This is a genomic window from Lysobacter tyrosinilyticus, assembly GCF_054779815.1.
Window position 1 is genome coordinate 1,351,128 of the sequence record NZ_BAAGXN010000001.1, and the last position, 14,178, is coordinate 1,365,305.

The 14,178-nt window shown below is 65.8% G+C and carries 12 protein-coding genes; 5 read left to right on the forward strand and 7 right to left on the reverse strand.

All coding sequences use genetic code 11. From position 1 onward, the window contains the following. Positions 1–82: 82 nt before the first annotated feature. On the forward strand, positions 83–778 hold the full coding sequence (locus ACYVGK_RS05790; RefSeq protein ID WP_460732289.1) for a response regulator transcription factor: 696 nt from the start codon (positions 83–85) through the stop codon (positions 776–778). Here ACYVGK_RS05790 and ACYVGK_RS05795 read toward each other — a convergent pair whose 3' ends face one another. Beyond that, positions 779–2,128: a sensor histidine kinase gene (locus ACYVGK_RS05795; protein WP_460732290.1), complete on the reverse strand. Its 1,350-nt coding sequence runs from the start codon at positions 2,126–2,128 to the stop codon at positions 779–781. A gap of 332 nt (positions 2,129–2,460) precedes the next feature. Here ACYVGK_RS05795 and ACYVGK_RS05800 point away from each other — a divergent pair, with 332 nt between their 5' ends. The 3 genes from ACYVGK_RS05800 to ACYVGK_RS05810 all read left to right on the forward strand — a co-directional run bounded on the left by ACYVGK_RS05800 (position 2,461) and on the right by ACYVGK_RS05810 (position 7,541). Further along, positions 2,461–5,157, forward strand: coding sequence for an ESPR-type extended signal peptide-containing protein (locus ACYVGK_RS05800; protein ID WP_460732291.1), 2,697 nt, complete (start codon positions 2,461–2,463; stop codon positions 5,155–5,157). Positions 5,158–5,299: 142 nt separating this feature from the next. Then, positions 5,300–7,180, forward strand: coding sequence for a S8 family peptidase (locus ACYVGK_RS05805; protein WP_460732292.1), 1,881 nt, complete (start codon positions 5,300–5,302; stop codon positions 7,178–7,180). 25 nt (positions 7,181–7,205) lie between these two features. After that, positions 7,206–7,541, forward strand: coding sequence for a PPC domain-containing protein (locus tag ACYVGK_RS05810; protein ID WP_460732293.1), 336 nt, complete (start codon positions 7,206–7,208; stop codon positions 7,539–7,541). 60 nt (positions 7,542–7,601) lie between these two features. On the opposite strand, the gene ACYVGK_RS05815 is transcribed toward ACYVGK_RS05810, so the two are convergent. The 3 genes from ACYVGK_RS05815 to ACYVGK_RS05825 all read right to left on the reverse strand — a co-directional run bounded on the left by ACYVGK_RS05815 (position 7,602) and on the right by ACYVGK_RS05825 (position 11,635). Then, a complete protein-coding gene (locus ACYVGK_RS05815) occupies positions 7,602–7,934 on the reverse strand; it encodes a low molecular weight protein tyrosine phosphatase family protein (RefSeq protein ID WP_460732294.1) in 333 nt (110 codons plus the stop codon). A 17-nt stretch (positions 7,935–7,951) separates the two neighbouring features. Further along, a complete protein-coding gene (locus tag ACYVGK_RS05820) occupies positions 7,952–10,156 on the reverse strand; it encodes a putative bifunctional diguanylate cyclase/phosphodiesterase (protein ID WP_460732295.1) in 2,205 nt (734 codons plus the stop codon). 96 nt (positions 10,157–10,252) lie between these two features. After that, positions 10,253–11,635 carry an L-serine ammonia-lyase gene (locus ACYVGK_RS05825; protein WP_460732296.1) on the reverse strand — a complete coding sequence of 461 codons (1,383 nt, stop codon included), beginning with the start codon at positions 11,633–11,635 and terminating at the stop codon, positions 10,253–10,255. A 102-nt stretch (positions 11,636–11,737) separates the two neighbouring features. On the opposite strand from ACYVGK_RS05825, the gene ACYVGK_RS05830 reads away from it, so the two are divergent. Further along, on the forward strand, positions 11,738–11,971 hold the full coding sequence (locus ACYVGK_RS05830) for a glutaredoxin family protein (protein ID WP_460732297.1): 234 nt from the start codon (positions 11,738–11,740) through the stop codon (positions 11,969–11,971). Positions 11,972–12,114: 143 nt separating this feature from the next. Here ACYVGK_RS05830 and ACYVGK_RS05835 read toward each other — a convergent pair whose 3' ends face one another. Genes ACYVGK_RS05835 through ACYVGK_RS05845 form a run of 3 tightly spaced genes read right to left on the reverse strand, consistent with a single transcriptional unit; the run spans position 12,115 to position 13,985 of the window. Then, complete coding sequence (locus tag ACYVGK_RS05835; protein ID WP_460732298.1) at positions 12,115–12,687, reverse strand: YceI family protein; 573 nt, start codon at positions 12,685–12,687, stop codon at positions 12,115–12,117. 24 nt (positions 12,688–12,711) lie between these two features. Further along, positions 12,712–13,278 (reverse strand): cytochrome b, encoded by a 567-nt coding sequence (locus tag ACYVGK_RS05840; protein ID WP_460732299.1) that lies wholly within the window; start codon positions 13,276–13,278, stop codon positions 12,712–12,714. Continuing rightward, a complete protein-coding gene (locus tag ACYVGK_RS05845) occupies positions 13,275–13,985 on the reverse strand; it encodes a YceI family protein (protein WP_460732300.1) in 711 nt (236 codons plus the stop codon). Before ACYVGK_RS05845 ends, ACYVGK_RS05840 begins: the two co-directional genes overlap by 4 nt. Positions 13,986–14,178 lie beyond the last annotated feature (193 nt).

The following is a 14,178-nucleotide window of genomic DNA, read 5'->3' on the forward strand; positions in this document are numbered from 1 at the left end:
AAGGGGCGCGGGTCGCTCCTCGGGCCGGTGCGGCGGCGAAGTCCGGTACGATCCGGACTCCCGCGAGTCACTGCCTCACGTCATGCCCGCCGCCGGCCCCTTGCACATCGCATTGCTCGAAGACGACGCGCTGCTGCGTGAACGCATCCTGCTGCCGGGACTGGCGAATTACGGTTTCGTCGTCGAGGGAATGGAGTCGGGTGCATTCCTGTTGAACAAGGTGCGCGACACGCACTACGACATCGTCGTGCTGGACGTCGGGCTGCCCGATGCCGACGGTTTCACCGTCGCACGACTGCTGCGCGAAGCCCATCCCGGCATCGGCATCGTGATGCTGACCGGCCGCACCGGCACCAGCGATCGCGTGCGCGGACTCACGGAGGGCGCCGATGCCTACCTGCCCAAGCCGGTCGAGATCGAGTTGCTGGCGGCGACCCTGCACAGTCTGGGACGGCGTCTGCGCGGCGCATCGCGTGCTCGATCCGCGTATTGGCATCTGGATGCCGATGGCTGGTGTCTGGTGTCGCCGTCCGGCAGCAGCGCGGCCTTGACCAGGACCGAGCGGCGCGTGGTCGAACGCCTGCTTGCCACGCCCGGGCAGGTGGTGGCGCGCGAACAACTGATTGCATCGCTCACCGACAACGTGTTCGAGTTCGACACGCACCGGCTCGATTCGCTGATCTATCGCCTGCGTCGCAAAGTGCATGACGCCTGCGGCGAACCCTTGCCACTCAACGCCGTGCATGGCGAAGGCTACGTGCTGAGCAACATGGGCTGATCAGGCGGGCGGCGCATCCGCCAGCGGTAGCCGGATGCGGAAACAGGTGCCCTGGCCAGGCGTGCTCTCCACTTCGATTTCGCCGCCCACGGCCTTCACCAGATCGCGGGTGACCGCGAGCCCGAGTCCCGTGCCTTCGCCGGCCTGTTTGGTGCTGAAGAACGGCTCGAATATCCGCGCCCGCACCTGCTCGTCCATGCCTCGGCCGGTGTCGGCCAGGGCGATTTCCACGCGTCCGTGCGTGAGTGCGACGCGTCCGATGAAGGCGCCGCCGTCCGGCATCGCATCGCGGGCATTCGCGGCGATGTTGAGCAGCATCAGTTCGAACTCGCTGCGATCCAGGCGCACCGGAACGGGCATGTCGCCGGGCTCGAGCTCGAGCCGGACCGACGGCGGAAACATCTGCCGCAACAGCGGCCTCAGTTCGAGCAACGCCTGTGCGGCATCGAACACTTCGATCAGGAGCACATCGCGACGACTGAAGGTCAGCAGCTTGCGGGTGATGGTGACGCCGCGCTGAGCCGCCACCTCGACGCCTTCCAGCGATTCCTGCATCGCCATCGCACGCTCGTGCGCGGAGCCGAGTTCGTCGGCATGATGCCGTTGCCGCGCGAAGCCGAGGACCACGTCGAGGATGTTGCTGAAGTCGTGCGCGATGCCGCTGGCCAGGCGGCCGCTGGCTTCCATCTTCTGCGCATGGATCAGTTGCGATTGCGCACGCTCGCGTTCGAGCATCTCGTGCTGCAGCTGGCGACGCCCTTCATTGGCTTCACTCAGGCTTTCGCGCAACGCCTTGATCGAGCGATCGAGGATGATCGTGATGAGGCCGTAGCTGATCAGCACCGCCGGCACGTTGACCAGCGCCACGCCGATCGGGATGCCGGTCTTGAGTGCCTGATTCACCTCCACCATGAAGCCGGTCGCGAACACGCACATGAGCAGCCCATAGGCGATCCACAGCGCGCGGCGTCCGAGGACCAGGCCGCTGATCACCAGCGTCAACATCGTCGGTGCCGGATCGATCGCCTGCGACAGTACGCCGGTCCGGAAGAACACGATCTCCAGCGAGATCAGCTGCAAGGCCAGGAACAGCATGATCGCGGGCCGGAATCGCCCGCGCCGGATCATCGCGATGCTTACCCACGCCATCGCCGCGATGAGCATGTCGATCGCGAAGATCAGCATCCTTGCTTCGTTGATCTCGCCGCCGCTGGCGAGGCGCCAGGCCCAGTTCGCAGGCAGCAGCAGCCCGTAGAACAACAACAGCAGCTGCATCACCGGCGCATTGCGGCGATCGACCGGATCGGTGATCGGTGCGTTTGCCAGCCACTCGCGGATGCGCTTCCACATGCGGTTTGCGTCCTCGGCTGCGCGGGCCCAAGCGCCGATGGTACCGGCGGTTCATGGCATCGCCGCAGGACGACTGCCAATACAGGCCAACGGTGAGATTTCCGTGAGTATTGGGTGAGAACCCGAGCGTGACAATCCGCGCCAGCCCGCCTTAGGTTCGCATGCGCTATCGATTCGTTGCGTTGGACGACGAGCACGACAGCCGAACTACATGCCCAGGGCGGGGGCGAATCAACTGCACGCGACTGCAGCGGCAACGGCCGTTTTTACGGACGTTTTTGGCCGAGGGGCGTCGTTTGCTCTCAAGAATGCAAACCAGTGGAGAGAGTTTGATGAACGAGATTTATGGCCGGGTGTGGAGTCACGCCAAGCAGGCGTGGGTGGTCACCTCGGAACTGGCGTCGACGCAGGGCAAGAAGGACGGCCGTCGACGCCTGCGTGGTGCCATGGCGGGTACGGTGCTGACCTGCAGCCTCGTGATGGGCTCTCCAGTGCTGGCGCAGGAAGTCACCATCGAGCGCAATGGCGACATCTGCACGGTGCGTGTGGCTGGCGATGAGACCGGCAAGGCGGTGGATTGCGCGGTGTTCGAGCAGGCAAGCGCTGTGGCGCCCGTCGTCGCGGACGGGGCGCAGGTGACGCCGATGGCCGTGGGCGACGCCGACAACTATTTCGCCGCCGATGGCGCCCGCGACGGTAGCGACGACGCCGTCGCCGCAGGCACGAACGCCGTGGCCGCGGGCGCGTCCAGCGTCGCCAACGGCGTCGAGAGCAGCGCCTACGGATTCCAGAGCGATGCCGAAGGCGACTACGCGACGGCCTTGGGCGGCAGCAGCCTTGCGCTGGGCACAGGCTCGACCGCGGTCGGCAATGGCGCCACTGCCCTGGGCGAATACAGCATCGCGAGCGGTTACGGCAGCGTCGCCAGCGCCGACTATGCGACTGCACTGGGCGAGGGCAGCCAGGCCGTTGGCAACGCGTCGACCGCGCTCGGCGCGGAAAGCCTCGCTCAAGGCGCCGACAGCGTCAGCGTCGGCGCGGGCAGTTTTGCCGGCGACTATGCGACCGCCACCGGCACGTTGAGCTATGCCGGCGGTTACGGTTCCGCCGCGTTCGGTGACGGCGCCTGGGCGGACAACTACTTCGCGATGGCGATGGGTGCCAACTCCACCTCGCTGTCGATCGGCGGCATCGCGATCGGCACTGGCAGCTATGTCGACATGCTGGCCGACCATGCCATCGCCATCGGCAACAACGTGTACGCCTACGGCAAGAACTCGATCGCGATGGGCGGTTTGTGGACTACCGCCGGCGCCGATGGCGCGATCGCGATCGGCGGCACCATGGCCTGCGAAGGCTTCATGTGCATCGAGCAGAACACCGCGGCCTGGGGCGTCAACAGCCTCGCGCTCGGTGCCGGTGCGACCGCGCAGGTCAATGGTGCAACCGCCGTGGGCGCCGGTTCCCAGGCCAACGGCATGACCTCGACGGCCCTTGGCCAGTTCGCCTATGCGAACAGCGACAACGCCGTCGCGATCGGCGCCCGCGCCATTGTGTGGGGCAACAATTCGGTGGCGATCGGCGCCGACTCCTACGCCGATCGTGACAACACGGTATCGGTGGGCAACAGCTGGGGCACCACCCGCCAGATCACCAACGTGGCAGCCGGCACCGAGGCCAACGACGCGGTGAACAAGGACCAGCTCGATGCGGTGGCCGCAGTCGCGGCGAACGCGATCGGTTACGACGATGCCGTCAAGGGCCGCGTGACCCTCGCCGGCGCGGGCGGCACGGTGATCGACAACGTGGCGGCGGGCACGCTCAGTGCGACCAGCAGCGAAGCGATCAATGGCAGCCAGCTGTTCGACACCAACAACCGCGTCACCGTGGTCGAAGGCCGCGTCGACAACCTGGAAACCCAACTCGGAAACTTCGCTGGCACGATCGCCAATGCAGTCAGTTATGACGATGCCAACAAGGACGTGCTGACCCTGGACGGCGCAGGCGGTACGACCATCGGCAACGTCAAGGCCGGCACGGATGCGATGGATGCGGTCAACATGGATCAGCTGTCGTCAGTCGCGGCGATGTTTGGCGGCGGCGCGACATTCGATGGCAACGGCATGTTCATGCCGCCGAGCTACATGATCCAGGGCAGCAGCTACGGCAACGTCGGCAACGCGTTCATGGCAATCGACGGCGTGCTGAGCGGGATCAACAACCGCCTGTCGTCGCTGGAAACCGGCGCCGGACTTCCGGGCGGTACCGGCAATGGCCTGGCAATCGGCAACGGCAGCCATGCCAACGACGGCAACGACACGGCGGTTGGCAACGGCTCGACGGTGGGTGCGGCGAACGGCACGGCGCTCGGCAACAACAGCACCATCGACGCCGCGGCGACCAACGCGGTGGCGGTGGGTGCCGATAGCAACGTGACGGCCGCCAATGGCACTGCGATCGGGCAGGGTGCCTCGGTCACCGCCACTGGTGCGGTGGCGATCGGTCAGGGTTCGGTGGCAAACGAAGCCAACACGGTTTCGGTCGGCAGCGTCGGCAACGAACGCAAGGTCACCAACGTCGCCGCCGGTACCAATGCAACCGACGCAGTCAACCTCAGCCAGATGCAGGCCGGCGACCTCGCCGCGGTAGCCAGCGCCAGGACCTACACCGACACCACCGCCACGCAGACGCTGACCAGCGCGAATGCGTACACCGACAGCCGCTTCACTGCGATGACCGACCAGTTCACCCAGTTCAGCAATGACGTGTGGAATCGCCTGGGGCAGCAGGACCAGCGCATCGACCGTCAAGGCGCGATGAGCTCCGCGATGATGAACATGGCGATCAATGCCGCCGGCAGCCGCAGCCCGCGTGGCCGCGTCGCGATCGGTGCGGGCTGGCAGAACGGCGAAAGCGCGCTGTCGGTCGGCTACGCCAAGCAGATCGGCGAACGCGCGTCCTTCAGCCTCGGCGGTGCGTTCAGCAGCGACGACAGCTCGGCCGGCGTCGGCTTCGGCTTCGACCTGTAAGGCCTGTTGGCCGAAACGACTCGTCGAACCGGGCGATATCGAACACATCCCTGCTTCCAAGCGCGTTGCAACGACGAAGGGCGCCGGGCATCCCGGCCTCCGGCATCCGTCGCCCTTCGTCACCCAATTCCGTGGAGACACCATGAACAACCGTACCCGCATCACCGGCGCGAGTTCGCTCAGCGCCGCCGTACTCGCCGCCCTGTCCGCGCTCGCCGCCGGATCTGCTGTGAGCACCACCGCCATGGCTTCGTCGCTCGTGCAGCCGATGGCCGGGAGTTCCCTGTCGGCGTTCGCCGCCGGCGTCGGTGGACGCAGAGTCCTGCCAGAACGCACCGAGAGGCAGGGCAGCTTCGATCGCTTCATCGTCAAGTACCGCAGCGGCGCGGCTGCATCGCGCAGCACCTCCACGCTGCTCGGCGCGGTGAACGCCGCCGCGACGCGCGCCGGTGTTGCGGGCGCGACGACCCGGGCCAACGGCACGCCTACCGCGCTGGGCCTGCAGCACGTGCGCAAGCTGGCCATCGGCGCCGACCTGGTGCGCCTGTCGCGCGGGCTGAGCCGGAGCGAAGCCGATGCCTTGCTTGCCCAGTTGCGTGCCGACCCGATGGTCGAATTCGCGCAGCCGGATTACCTCAGGCAGCACCTGGCGTTCACGCCGAACGACACGTACTACGGCTACCAGTGGCATTACAACCACGCCACCGCTGGCATCCAGGCGCCGATCGCATGGGACACCACCGGGGGCGAAGGTGTCGTGGTCGCGGTGCTCGACACGGGCTACCTCGATCACGCCGATCTCAACGCCAACATCGTGTCGGGCTACGACTTCATCATCGACGCAGCGGTCGCCGGCGATGGCGACGGCCGCGATGCCGATGCGCACGATCCGGGTGACTGGGTGGGCGCGGGCCAGAGTTCATTCCATGGCACGCATGTCGCCGGCACCGTGGCGGCCGTGACCAACAACAACCTGGGCATGGCCGGCGTCGCGTTCAACGCGAAAGTGCAGCCGGTGCGGGTGCTCGGCCATGGCGGCGGCTATACCTCCGACATCGCCGATGCGATCACCTGGGCGTCGGGCGGTAATGTCGTCGGTGTGCCGGCCAACGCCACTCCGGCCGAAGTCATCAACATGAGCCTGGGTGGCTACGGCGCCTGCAGCGATGATCCGGTGACGCAAGCAGCGATCGATGGCGCGGTCAGTCGTGGCACCACCGTGGTGGTCGCTGCCGGTAACGACAACTACGACGCGTCGTTCTTCACCCCGGCCGGCTGCAGGAACGTGATCGCGGTCGGTGCGACCGGCGTCGACGGCGCGCGTTCGTACTTCTCCAACTACGGTCCTGCGGTCGCCCTGTCGGCACCGGGTGGCAACGCCACCAGCGGATCGGATCCGAGCGATCGCTGGATCTGGTCGCTGGGCAACACCGGCACGCAGGCGCCGGTCGCCAGCCCCGGCGGGGATTCGTATGTCGGCATGAACGGCACGTCGATGGCCAGCCCGCACGTGGCCGGCGTCGTCGCTTTGATGCAGAGCGCTGCGAATGCCGCGGGCAAGCCGGTGCTGACGCCGGCGCAGGTGAAGACGATCCTGCGCAGCACGGCGCGGCCGTTCGCGGTGACGCCGCCGTTCAGTCAGTCGATCGGTTCGGGCATCGTCGATGCCTCCGCCGCGGTGGCTGCGGCCACCCAGGACATTCCCGCCGACCCCAGCATGCTGTTGACCAACCGGGTTGCGATGGCCGGCCAGGGCGGTTCTGCGGGCGAAACCCTGGCTTACCGGATCGTCGTGCCGGCCGGCCGGACCAGCCTGAACCTGCGCACCTACGGCGGCAGCGGCGATGTCTCGGTGTACATGGCGTACAACCGCATCCCGTCCACGACCAGCTACGACCGCAAGTCGGCCAAGGTCGGGAACAGCGAGACCGTGGTGATCACCAATCCCGCGGCGGGTACGTACTACCTGCTGGTGGTCGGCGAAACCGCCTTCGCCAACGTCTCGGTGCTGGGCATTTATTGACGGCGATTAGATCGGGCGCGTCGTGATGGATGGAAGCCGATTCGTTCACCAGGCCACCTGGCTCGACAACTGTGTTGCGGTCGTCGATCAGGCCGGCAAAGCAGGCGAAGCGCTGTTGTTTCGGATCAATGTCCCACCGGGGGTGCGCAGGTTGACCCTGCGCGCCCAGGGGCAGGGCGGCGTCGCTCTGTTCGTGAGGTACGAGGCGGTGCCCACACGGTACTGCTTCGATTACGAATCGGTGCTGCTGGGCAACATCGAGACCGTGGCGATCAACTTTCCGATCGATGGCACCTACTTCCTGAGCGTGATCGGACGCAGCGACTTCAGCGAAGTGTTCGTACTGGCCATGTATGTGTAGGGCATCGAGCAACTGGAGGCGGGGTACTCGCCTCCGGTCTTGATGGACCGCCATCGAGCCTCAACGGGATGGAAGGTGGCGCGGCACCTTCGCCTCGAGCAGACGGATCAGTGCCGGCTCCATGAACTCGTAATCGTCCGGTATTTCCAGGCAGACCACGCGCTTGCCGCTCAGGTGTGGCTTGAACCGGGTCGACAGCTTGGTGCGGTGTGTCCGTTCCATCACGAAGATGATGTCGGCCCACTGCAGCAGCTCCGGAGTCACTGGATTTTCCGCGCCATGATTGAGTCCGGCCGAGGACGTCTCGATCCCAGGCCAATCGGCGAACACCTGTTCGGCCGTGGGGCTGCGTAGCCGGTTCTGGCTGCAAATGAAAAGAACGTGGCTTGCCAAGGCGTCGCGGCTTCCGGTTATGCCACGGCCGGCTGTGTCTTGAAGAACGTCTCGATCGATTGCGGGCGCCCGAACAGATAGCCCTGCGCGTAGTCCACGTGCAGCTCCTGCAGGAAGCCATGCTCGGCCGAGGTTTCCACCTGCTCGGCGATCGTGCTCTTGCCGATCACATGGGCAATCTCGCTGATCGAGCGCACAACCGCCTGCGATAGCGGCGACTGGTCGAGGCCGCGGATGAAGCTGCCGTCGATCTTGATGTAATCGACGTCGAGATCGCTGAGGTAACCGAACGAGCAGAAGCCTGTGCCGAAATCGTCCAGAGCGAAGCGGCAGCCGAGATCACGCATCTGGCCGATGAAGCGCTGGGCGCGCTTGCGATCGCGGACGACGCTGGTTTCGGTGATTTCCAGGCACAGGTTCTGAGCCGGGAAGCTGCTGCGGCGCAGGCGCGCCGCCAGGTAGTCGGCGAAGTGCTCGTCGGTCAGCGTCGCACCGCTCAGGTTGATGCCGCAGCTGGCGATACCCTTGGCCGCCAGGGGATTGCGTTCCATCCAGGTCAGCGCCGCGTCGATCACATAGCGATCGATGCGCGGGCCCATCCGGAAACGCTCCGCGGCGGAAATAAATTCGGCCGGCACATGGATGCGGCCGCTGGGTTCCTGCCAGCGCAGCAGCACCTCGAAATGCACGCCCTCGTTCTCGTCGGTGTGCATGGGCACGATCGGCTGCACGTAGAGCAGGAACTGCTCGCGTTCGAGCACTTCGCGGATGCGCAGCGCCGAACGCATCACCGCGCTATGCGCCTGCGCCTCATCGCTGCTGGGATACGACACGTGGAAGCGGTTACCGCCGAGTTCCTTCGCGGCGAAGCAGGCCGCATCGGCGTGCGAGAACAGGATGTCGTAGTCGCGACCGTTGTAGGTTTCGCTCTGCGCGGTGGCCGAGACCAGGCCGATGCTGGCGGTGGTCGTCAGGACCTGGTCGCCCCACGGTACGCGCATCGCCTCGATCTCGGTGAGCAGGCGACGGGCCTCCACAATCGCGCCGGCCTCGGCACGCGGCAGCAGGATCGCGAATTCGTCGCCGCCGGTGCGCGAGACCAGAGAGTCCTCGCCGACCACGGCGGCGATCGCGCCGCCGATGGCGTGGATCATGTCGTCGCCGGCGACGTGGCTGGTACTGTCGTTGATGATCTTGAGGTTGTCGAGATCGATGTACAGCAGCGTGGCGGGCGTCGTGGTCGTGGTCAGGCGACGGCGCGCCTCTTCCTCGAAGGCGGTGCGATTGAGCAGGCCGGTCAGGGTGTCGCGCGTTGCGCGCTGGTACAGCGCGTACGACGTGGTGCGCTGCTCGAGACCGGCCAGCGCCATCATCACCGGGATGACCGCGACCAGGCACAACAGCAGCAGCAAGACCGTGGTTTCCAGCAACGTCCGCGGTGCGGTAAAGCCGCCCAGGCCCAGTCCGGTCGCGGCACTCAGGTAGATCACGGTGATGCCGGTGGCAGCGGCGGTCCACACGGGCGAGAAGCGCAGTGCCGACCAGAGCAGGAGCACCAGCGGCAGGCTGATCAGGCCCAGCACATAGATGCCGCGGCCACCCAGCGTCTGGATGGCGATGAAGCTGGTGGCGAGCAGCGCGATCCAGAACATTCGCTCGCGCAGCCGCGAGGGCTCGTGGAACGGCGAGAGGCGGTGGTTGGGATTGCGGGTCGTGGTCGCGAGCAGGATGGTGGGCGCCGTAACCGCGATGCCCAGCATGTCGCCCAGCGTCCAGCGCACGAACGTCGGCGCCATGTCGGCGATGTCCAGGCGCCCCGCCTGCTGCAGGGTCACCACGCCAAACGCCGCGCTCAACACGCTCAATAGCAGGCCGCCACCCAGCAGGCGCATGCCGTCGTCGGTACGCAGATGCAGGACCCGACCGTGCAACACGTACCAGGCGGCAATCGCGGTGGCCGCGGTCTTCGCGACGACGGTCAGGGCGACATACAAGGGAGTGGGCTGGCCGAACAGCCAGATGAAGGACAGCGTGCCCAGGGCGACAATGCCGGCCCAGCGCCAACCGTAACGCACGGCCACGGCAAAGCCGATGCCTGCGCTCGGCCACAGCATCGAGACGCCTTCCGCATTGCGCAGAAAACGCGAAGCGAGCACCGCGCCAACAAAGTAGAGCGCAGTCCAGAGCAGGAAGCGTTGGAGGTCCCGGGCCTTTCCTTGCATGGTCCCCAGTCTACAGGGCAAATCCGGATACGGTCCGGCCGGATCGGGCATTCCACCGATCCGGCCGGGAAGCGAAGCGGGGTGCGTCGTCCAGCGTCAGCACTCGATGACGTTGACGGCCAGGCCGCCGCGCGAAGTTTCCTTGTACTTGTCCTGCATGTCGCGGCCGGTGTCGCGCATCGTCTTGATGACCTTATCCAGCGACACCTTGTGCTTGCCATCGCCACGCATGGCCATGCGCGAGGCGTTGATCGCCTTGACCGAGCCCATGGCATTGCGCTCGATGCAGGGAATCTGCACCAGGCCGCCGATCGGGTCGCAGGTCAGGCCCAGGTTGTGTTCCATGCCGATTTCCGCGGCGTTTTCGATCTGGCCGGGACTGCCGCCGAGCGCGGCGGTCAGGCCGGCCGCGGCCATCGAGCAGGCCACGCCCACTTCGCCCTGGCAGCCGACTTCGGCACCGCTGATCGAGGCATTTTCCTTGTAGAGGATGCCGACCGCCGCCGCGGTGAGCAGGAAGTCGAACACGCCCTGCTCATTGGCGCCCGGACAGAACCGGTCGTAGTAGTGCAGCACCGCCGGGATGATGCCGGCCGCACCGTTGGTCGGCGCGGTGACCACGCGGCCACCGGCGGCGTTCTCTTCGTTTACCGCCAGCGCGTAGAGGTTGACCCAGTCGAGCACGGTGAGCGGGTCGCGCATCGCCGCTTCCGGCTTTGTCGAGAGTTCTCCGTGCAGGGCGGGAGCGCGGCGGGCGACGTGCAGGCCACCGGGCAGCGTGCCCTCCGAGCGGATGCCGCGTGCCACGCAGTTCTGCATCGCCTTCCAGATTTCGCGCAGGCCGTCACGAATCTCAGGGCCGGTGCGCCAGGCATGCTCGTTCGCAAACATCAGCTGCGCCATGGTGAGACCGTTCATCTCGCAGTGCTGCAGCAGTTCGGCGCCGCTATGGAACGGGTAGGGCAATTCGGTGGTGTCGGCGACGATGCGGTCTTCCGCCGCTTCGTCCTGGTTGACGACGAAGCCGCCACCGACCGAGTAGTAGTCGCGCGTCGCCAGCACATTGGCTTCCGCGTCGTAGGCGGTGAAGCGCATGCCGTTGGTGTGGAACGGCAGCTTCTGCCGCTTGTTCATGATGAGGTCGTGCTTCTCGTCGAAGGCGACCTCGTGCCTGCCGAGCAGGCGGATCTTCTTCTCGCTGCGGATGCGTTCGAGTGCGGCGGGAATCAGGTCCGGGTCGATCTCGTTGGGCATATGCCCTTCCAGGCCCATCAGCACCGCCTTGTCGGTGCCATGCCCGCGGCCGGTAAGGGCAAGCGAGCCGAAGACTTCGGCGCGCACGCGCGCGGTCTTGTCGAGGAGGTCGTTCTCGTCGAGCCAATGCTGCACGAAGCGGCAGGCTGCCCGCATCGGGCCGACGGTGTGGGAGGAACTGGGACCGATACCAATCTTGAACAGGTCGAAACTGCTGACAGCCACGTGGGGTAACTCCGGGAGGCCCACGAGGGATGGCAAGTGGGCGGTCCCGCTATTCTACGCGCCTTGACTCCGCCGCTTCCGCCATACCGCAGCGCATTGCCGATGCTTCGATTGACCTTGTTCCAGCGCGACGACTGCCACCTCTGCGACCTCGCGCTGGAGGTGTTGGCCCGGGCTCGGGTGCCGGAGTTCGAGAGCGTATTCATTGATGGCGACGATGCGCTGGAAAGCCGTTATGGCGAGCGTGTGCCGGTGCTGCGTGAAGAGTCGAGTGGCGTGGAGCTGGATTGGCCGTTTGATGTGGATGGGTTGAGGGCGTTGTTGGGGGCGGATTGACCTTCATCCGGAAGACAGAGGTCCGAAATAGAGAGAAGCCGCCGGATTGCTCTGGCGGCTTCCTCTTGCAGTCGAAGGTGGCTTGAAAGCCACCGTTGTTCGCCGACGACAGCCGCGGGCGCGGCATTTGTCTGAGCCGTATGTCAGGGCGTACGGGCGGCCGGAGCGAACACTACCTTGGTGCTCACCGCCACGTCGTTGGGCAGCGTCGATGTGTCGGCCCAGTCGCCACCGCCGATGCCGAAGTCCAGGCGCTTTACGATCGCCTTGCCAGTCAGTACCGGCTTTGCCCCTGGTGTCCAGGTGAAGGCGAGGGTGACCGGCTTGCTTACGCCGTGCAGGCTCAGGATTCCATCTGCAGCGAACTTGTTGCCGCCGAGTGCGCGGAACTTCGTCGCGGTGTAACGCGCCTGCGGGAATTTGGTCACGTTGAAGAAATCGCTGCCCTTGAGCGTGTCGTCGCGCTCGGGATTGGCCGTGGTCGAGCCGGTGAGCGCGATGGTGACGTCGAGCTTCGAAGTCGCCAGCTTCGCCGGGTCGAACGAGAATTTCGTGGCAAAGCTCGGGAAGCGACCGCTGAACGCCTCGCCGTCGTAGCTGCTTGCGAAGGTGAGCGAGGAACCAGCTGTCTGCACGTAGTCGGCGGCGAACGCCGGTGAAATTGCGGAAGCTGCGGTGAGAGCGATGCCAAGGACGAGGCGGGGGAAGCGCAACATGGGAACTCCGAAACGGAAGGTGAGTCAGGCGGATGCGCTGCGACGTCGTGCCGGCAGCATGCGGGTGAGGGTGGCGTCGTGCCGTACTAAGTGGTGGTAGAGCGCAGCCGCGGCATGCATGGCCACCAGCGCGATCAACAGCCAGAACAGCCATTCATGGGCGTCACGCGCGATTTCAGCGAGCGGCCGGTCGGGCGGTAGCAGTTTCGGGACGCGGAACAGGCCGAACCAGCGCATCGGGCGCAGGCCGTTGAGCGAATCGAACAGCCACCCCGACAAGGGCACGCTGAACACCAGTACGTACAGCAGCCAATGCGTGATTGACGCGATGCGCTCCTGCCATTGCGGGGTGCCGGCCACGGGGCGCGGCGTGCTATCGAACAAGCGCCACACCAGGCGCACCACGATCAATGCCAGTACGGTCAGCCCGAATGATTTGTGCAGGTCGTAAACCCAGAAATATTTCGGCGACTTGGGCAGTTCGACCATGACCAGACCGACGACGCCAAGGCCGAAGATAAGCAACACCATCAGCCAATGCAGAAGCTGGCTGATCGATCCCCAGCGGTCAGGCGTGTTCCTCAAGGTCATGGCGTGGGCTCCGGTGGGTTGGGTGGTTCTTCAGTAGAGGCTGGTTGGGCCGAATCGGATTCGCGGCCGTCGGGTGCAGCGTCGGGTGCGGCATCCTTGGACGATTGCAGCGCCCGGGGCTGGCCGCGTACCGCCTCGGCTTCGATCAACAGCCGGATCTCGTCGCCAATGACCGTGGGCCATGTGGTGATGCCGAACGCCTTGCGACTCAACGACGCCGTGGCGGAGAAGCCAACGGTGCGCCGGAACGGCGGTAACGGATGCCGCTTGAGCGCATTGAAGGTCACATCCAGGCACATCGGTCCGGTCACGCCGCGCAGGGTCAAATCGCCGCAGGCCTTGGCGTGGTCCGCATCGACGCCTTCCACGGTGCGCGAGACGAAATGGGCTTCGGGGTGGCGCTTGCCATCTAGGAAATTACGGGCCAGCACCGCGGCATTCCATTTCATATCGCCCAGGTCCAGGCGGGTGACGGGAACCGTAACGTCGAGTACCGCACTGCGCCAGTCGTCGCGATCGAAACGGAGCGTGCCGGAACTGCCGGAAATCGTGCCCATCGCCTTCGAGAAGCCTGCGTGTTCGACCAGGAACACGACGCGCGTATGCACCGGATCGATCGTGTAGGTTTCGGGTTCCGCGGCATACGCGTTGCTCGCCAAGGAGACGAGCAAAACGATGCCTGGTCGGATGGGGATGCGACGTGCCATAAGCCGGCCCTCGACGGGATGCGCTGGATTCTAGGCCCGACTCGCTGAATCCGGTGGTCGCGGCGGTCCGACTTGCAGTAATCGGCCACTTGTCACAGCCTAGGGCCAAGGGGATCCGGGGGGAGTCTCATGGCAGGAGCCAGCACGGTGCTGGCAGTGCGGCGGTTGTCGCGCTGTGTTGCAACGACAGGGA

Bases quoted from the DNA above. Each gene is read 5' to 3' on its own strand.
- ACYVGK_RS05790 (WP_460732289.1), top strand. From the start codon at position 83: ATGCCCGCCGCCGGCCCCTTGCACATCGCATTGCTCGAAGACGACGCG.
- ACYVGK_RS05795 (WP_460732290.1), bottom strand. From the start codon at position 2,128: ATGTGGAAGCGCATCCGCGAGTGGCTGGCAAACGCACCGATCACCGAT.
- ACYVGK_RS05800 (WP_460732291.1), top strand. From the start codon at position 2,461: ATGAACGAGATTTATGGCCGGGTGTGGAGTCACGCCAAGCAGGCGTGG.
- ACYVGK_RS05805 (WP_460732292.1), top strand. From the start codon at position 5,300: ATGAACAACCGTACCCGCATCACCGGCGCGAGTTCGCTCAGCGCCGCC.
- ACYVGK_RS05810 (WP_460732293.1), top strand. From the start codon at position 7,206: ATGGATGGAAGCCGATTCGTTCACCAGGCCACCTGGCTCGACAACTGT.
- ACYVGK_RS05820 (WP_460732295.1), bottom strand. From the start codon at position 10,156: ATGCAAGGAAAGGCCCGGGACCTCCAACGCTTCCTGCTCTGGACTGCG.
- ACYVGK_RS05830 (WP_460732297.1), top strand. From the start codon at position 11,738: ATGCTTCGATTGACCTTGTTCCAGCGCGACGACTGCCACCTCTGCGAC.
- ACYVGK_RS05835 (WP_460732298.1), bottom strand. From the start codon at position 12,687: ATGTTGCGCTTCCCCCGCCTCGTCCTTGGCATCGCTCTCACCGCAGCT.
- ACYVGK_RS05840 (WP_460732299.1), bottom strand. From the start codon at position 13,278: ATGACCTTGAGGAACACGCCTGACCGCTGGGGATCGATCAGCCAGCTT.
- ACYVGK_RS05845 (WP_460732300.1), bottom strand. From the start codon at position 13,985: ATGGCACGTCGCATCCCCATCCGACCAGGCATCGTTTTGCTCGTCTCC.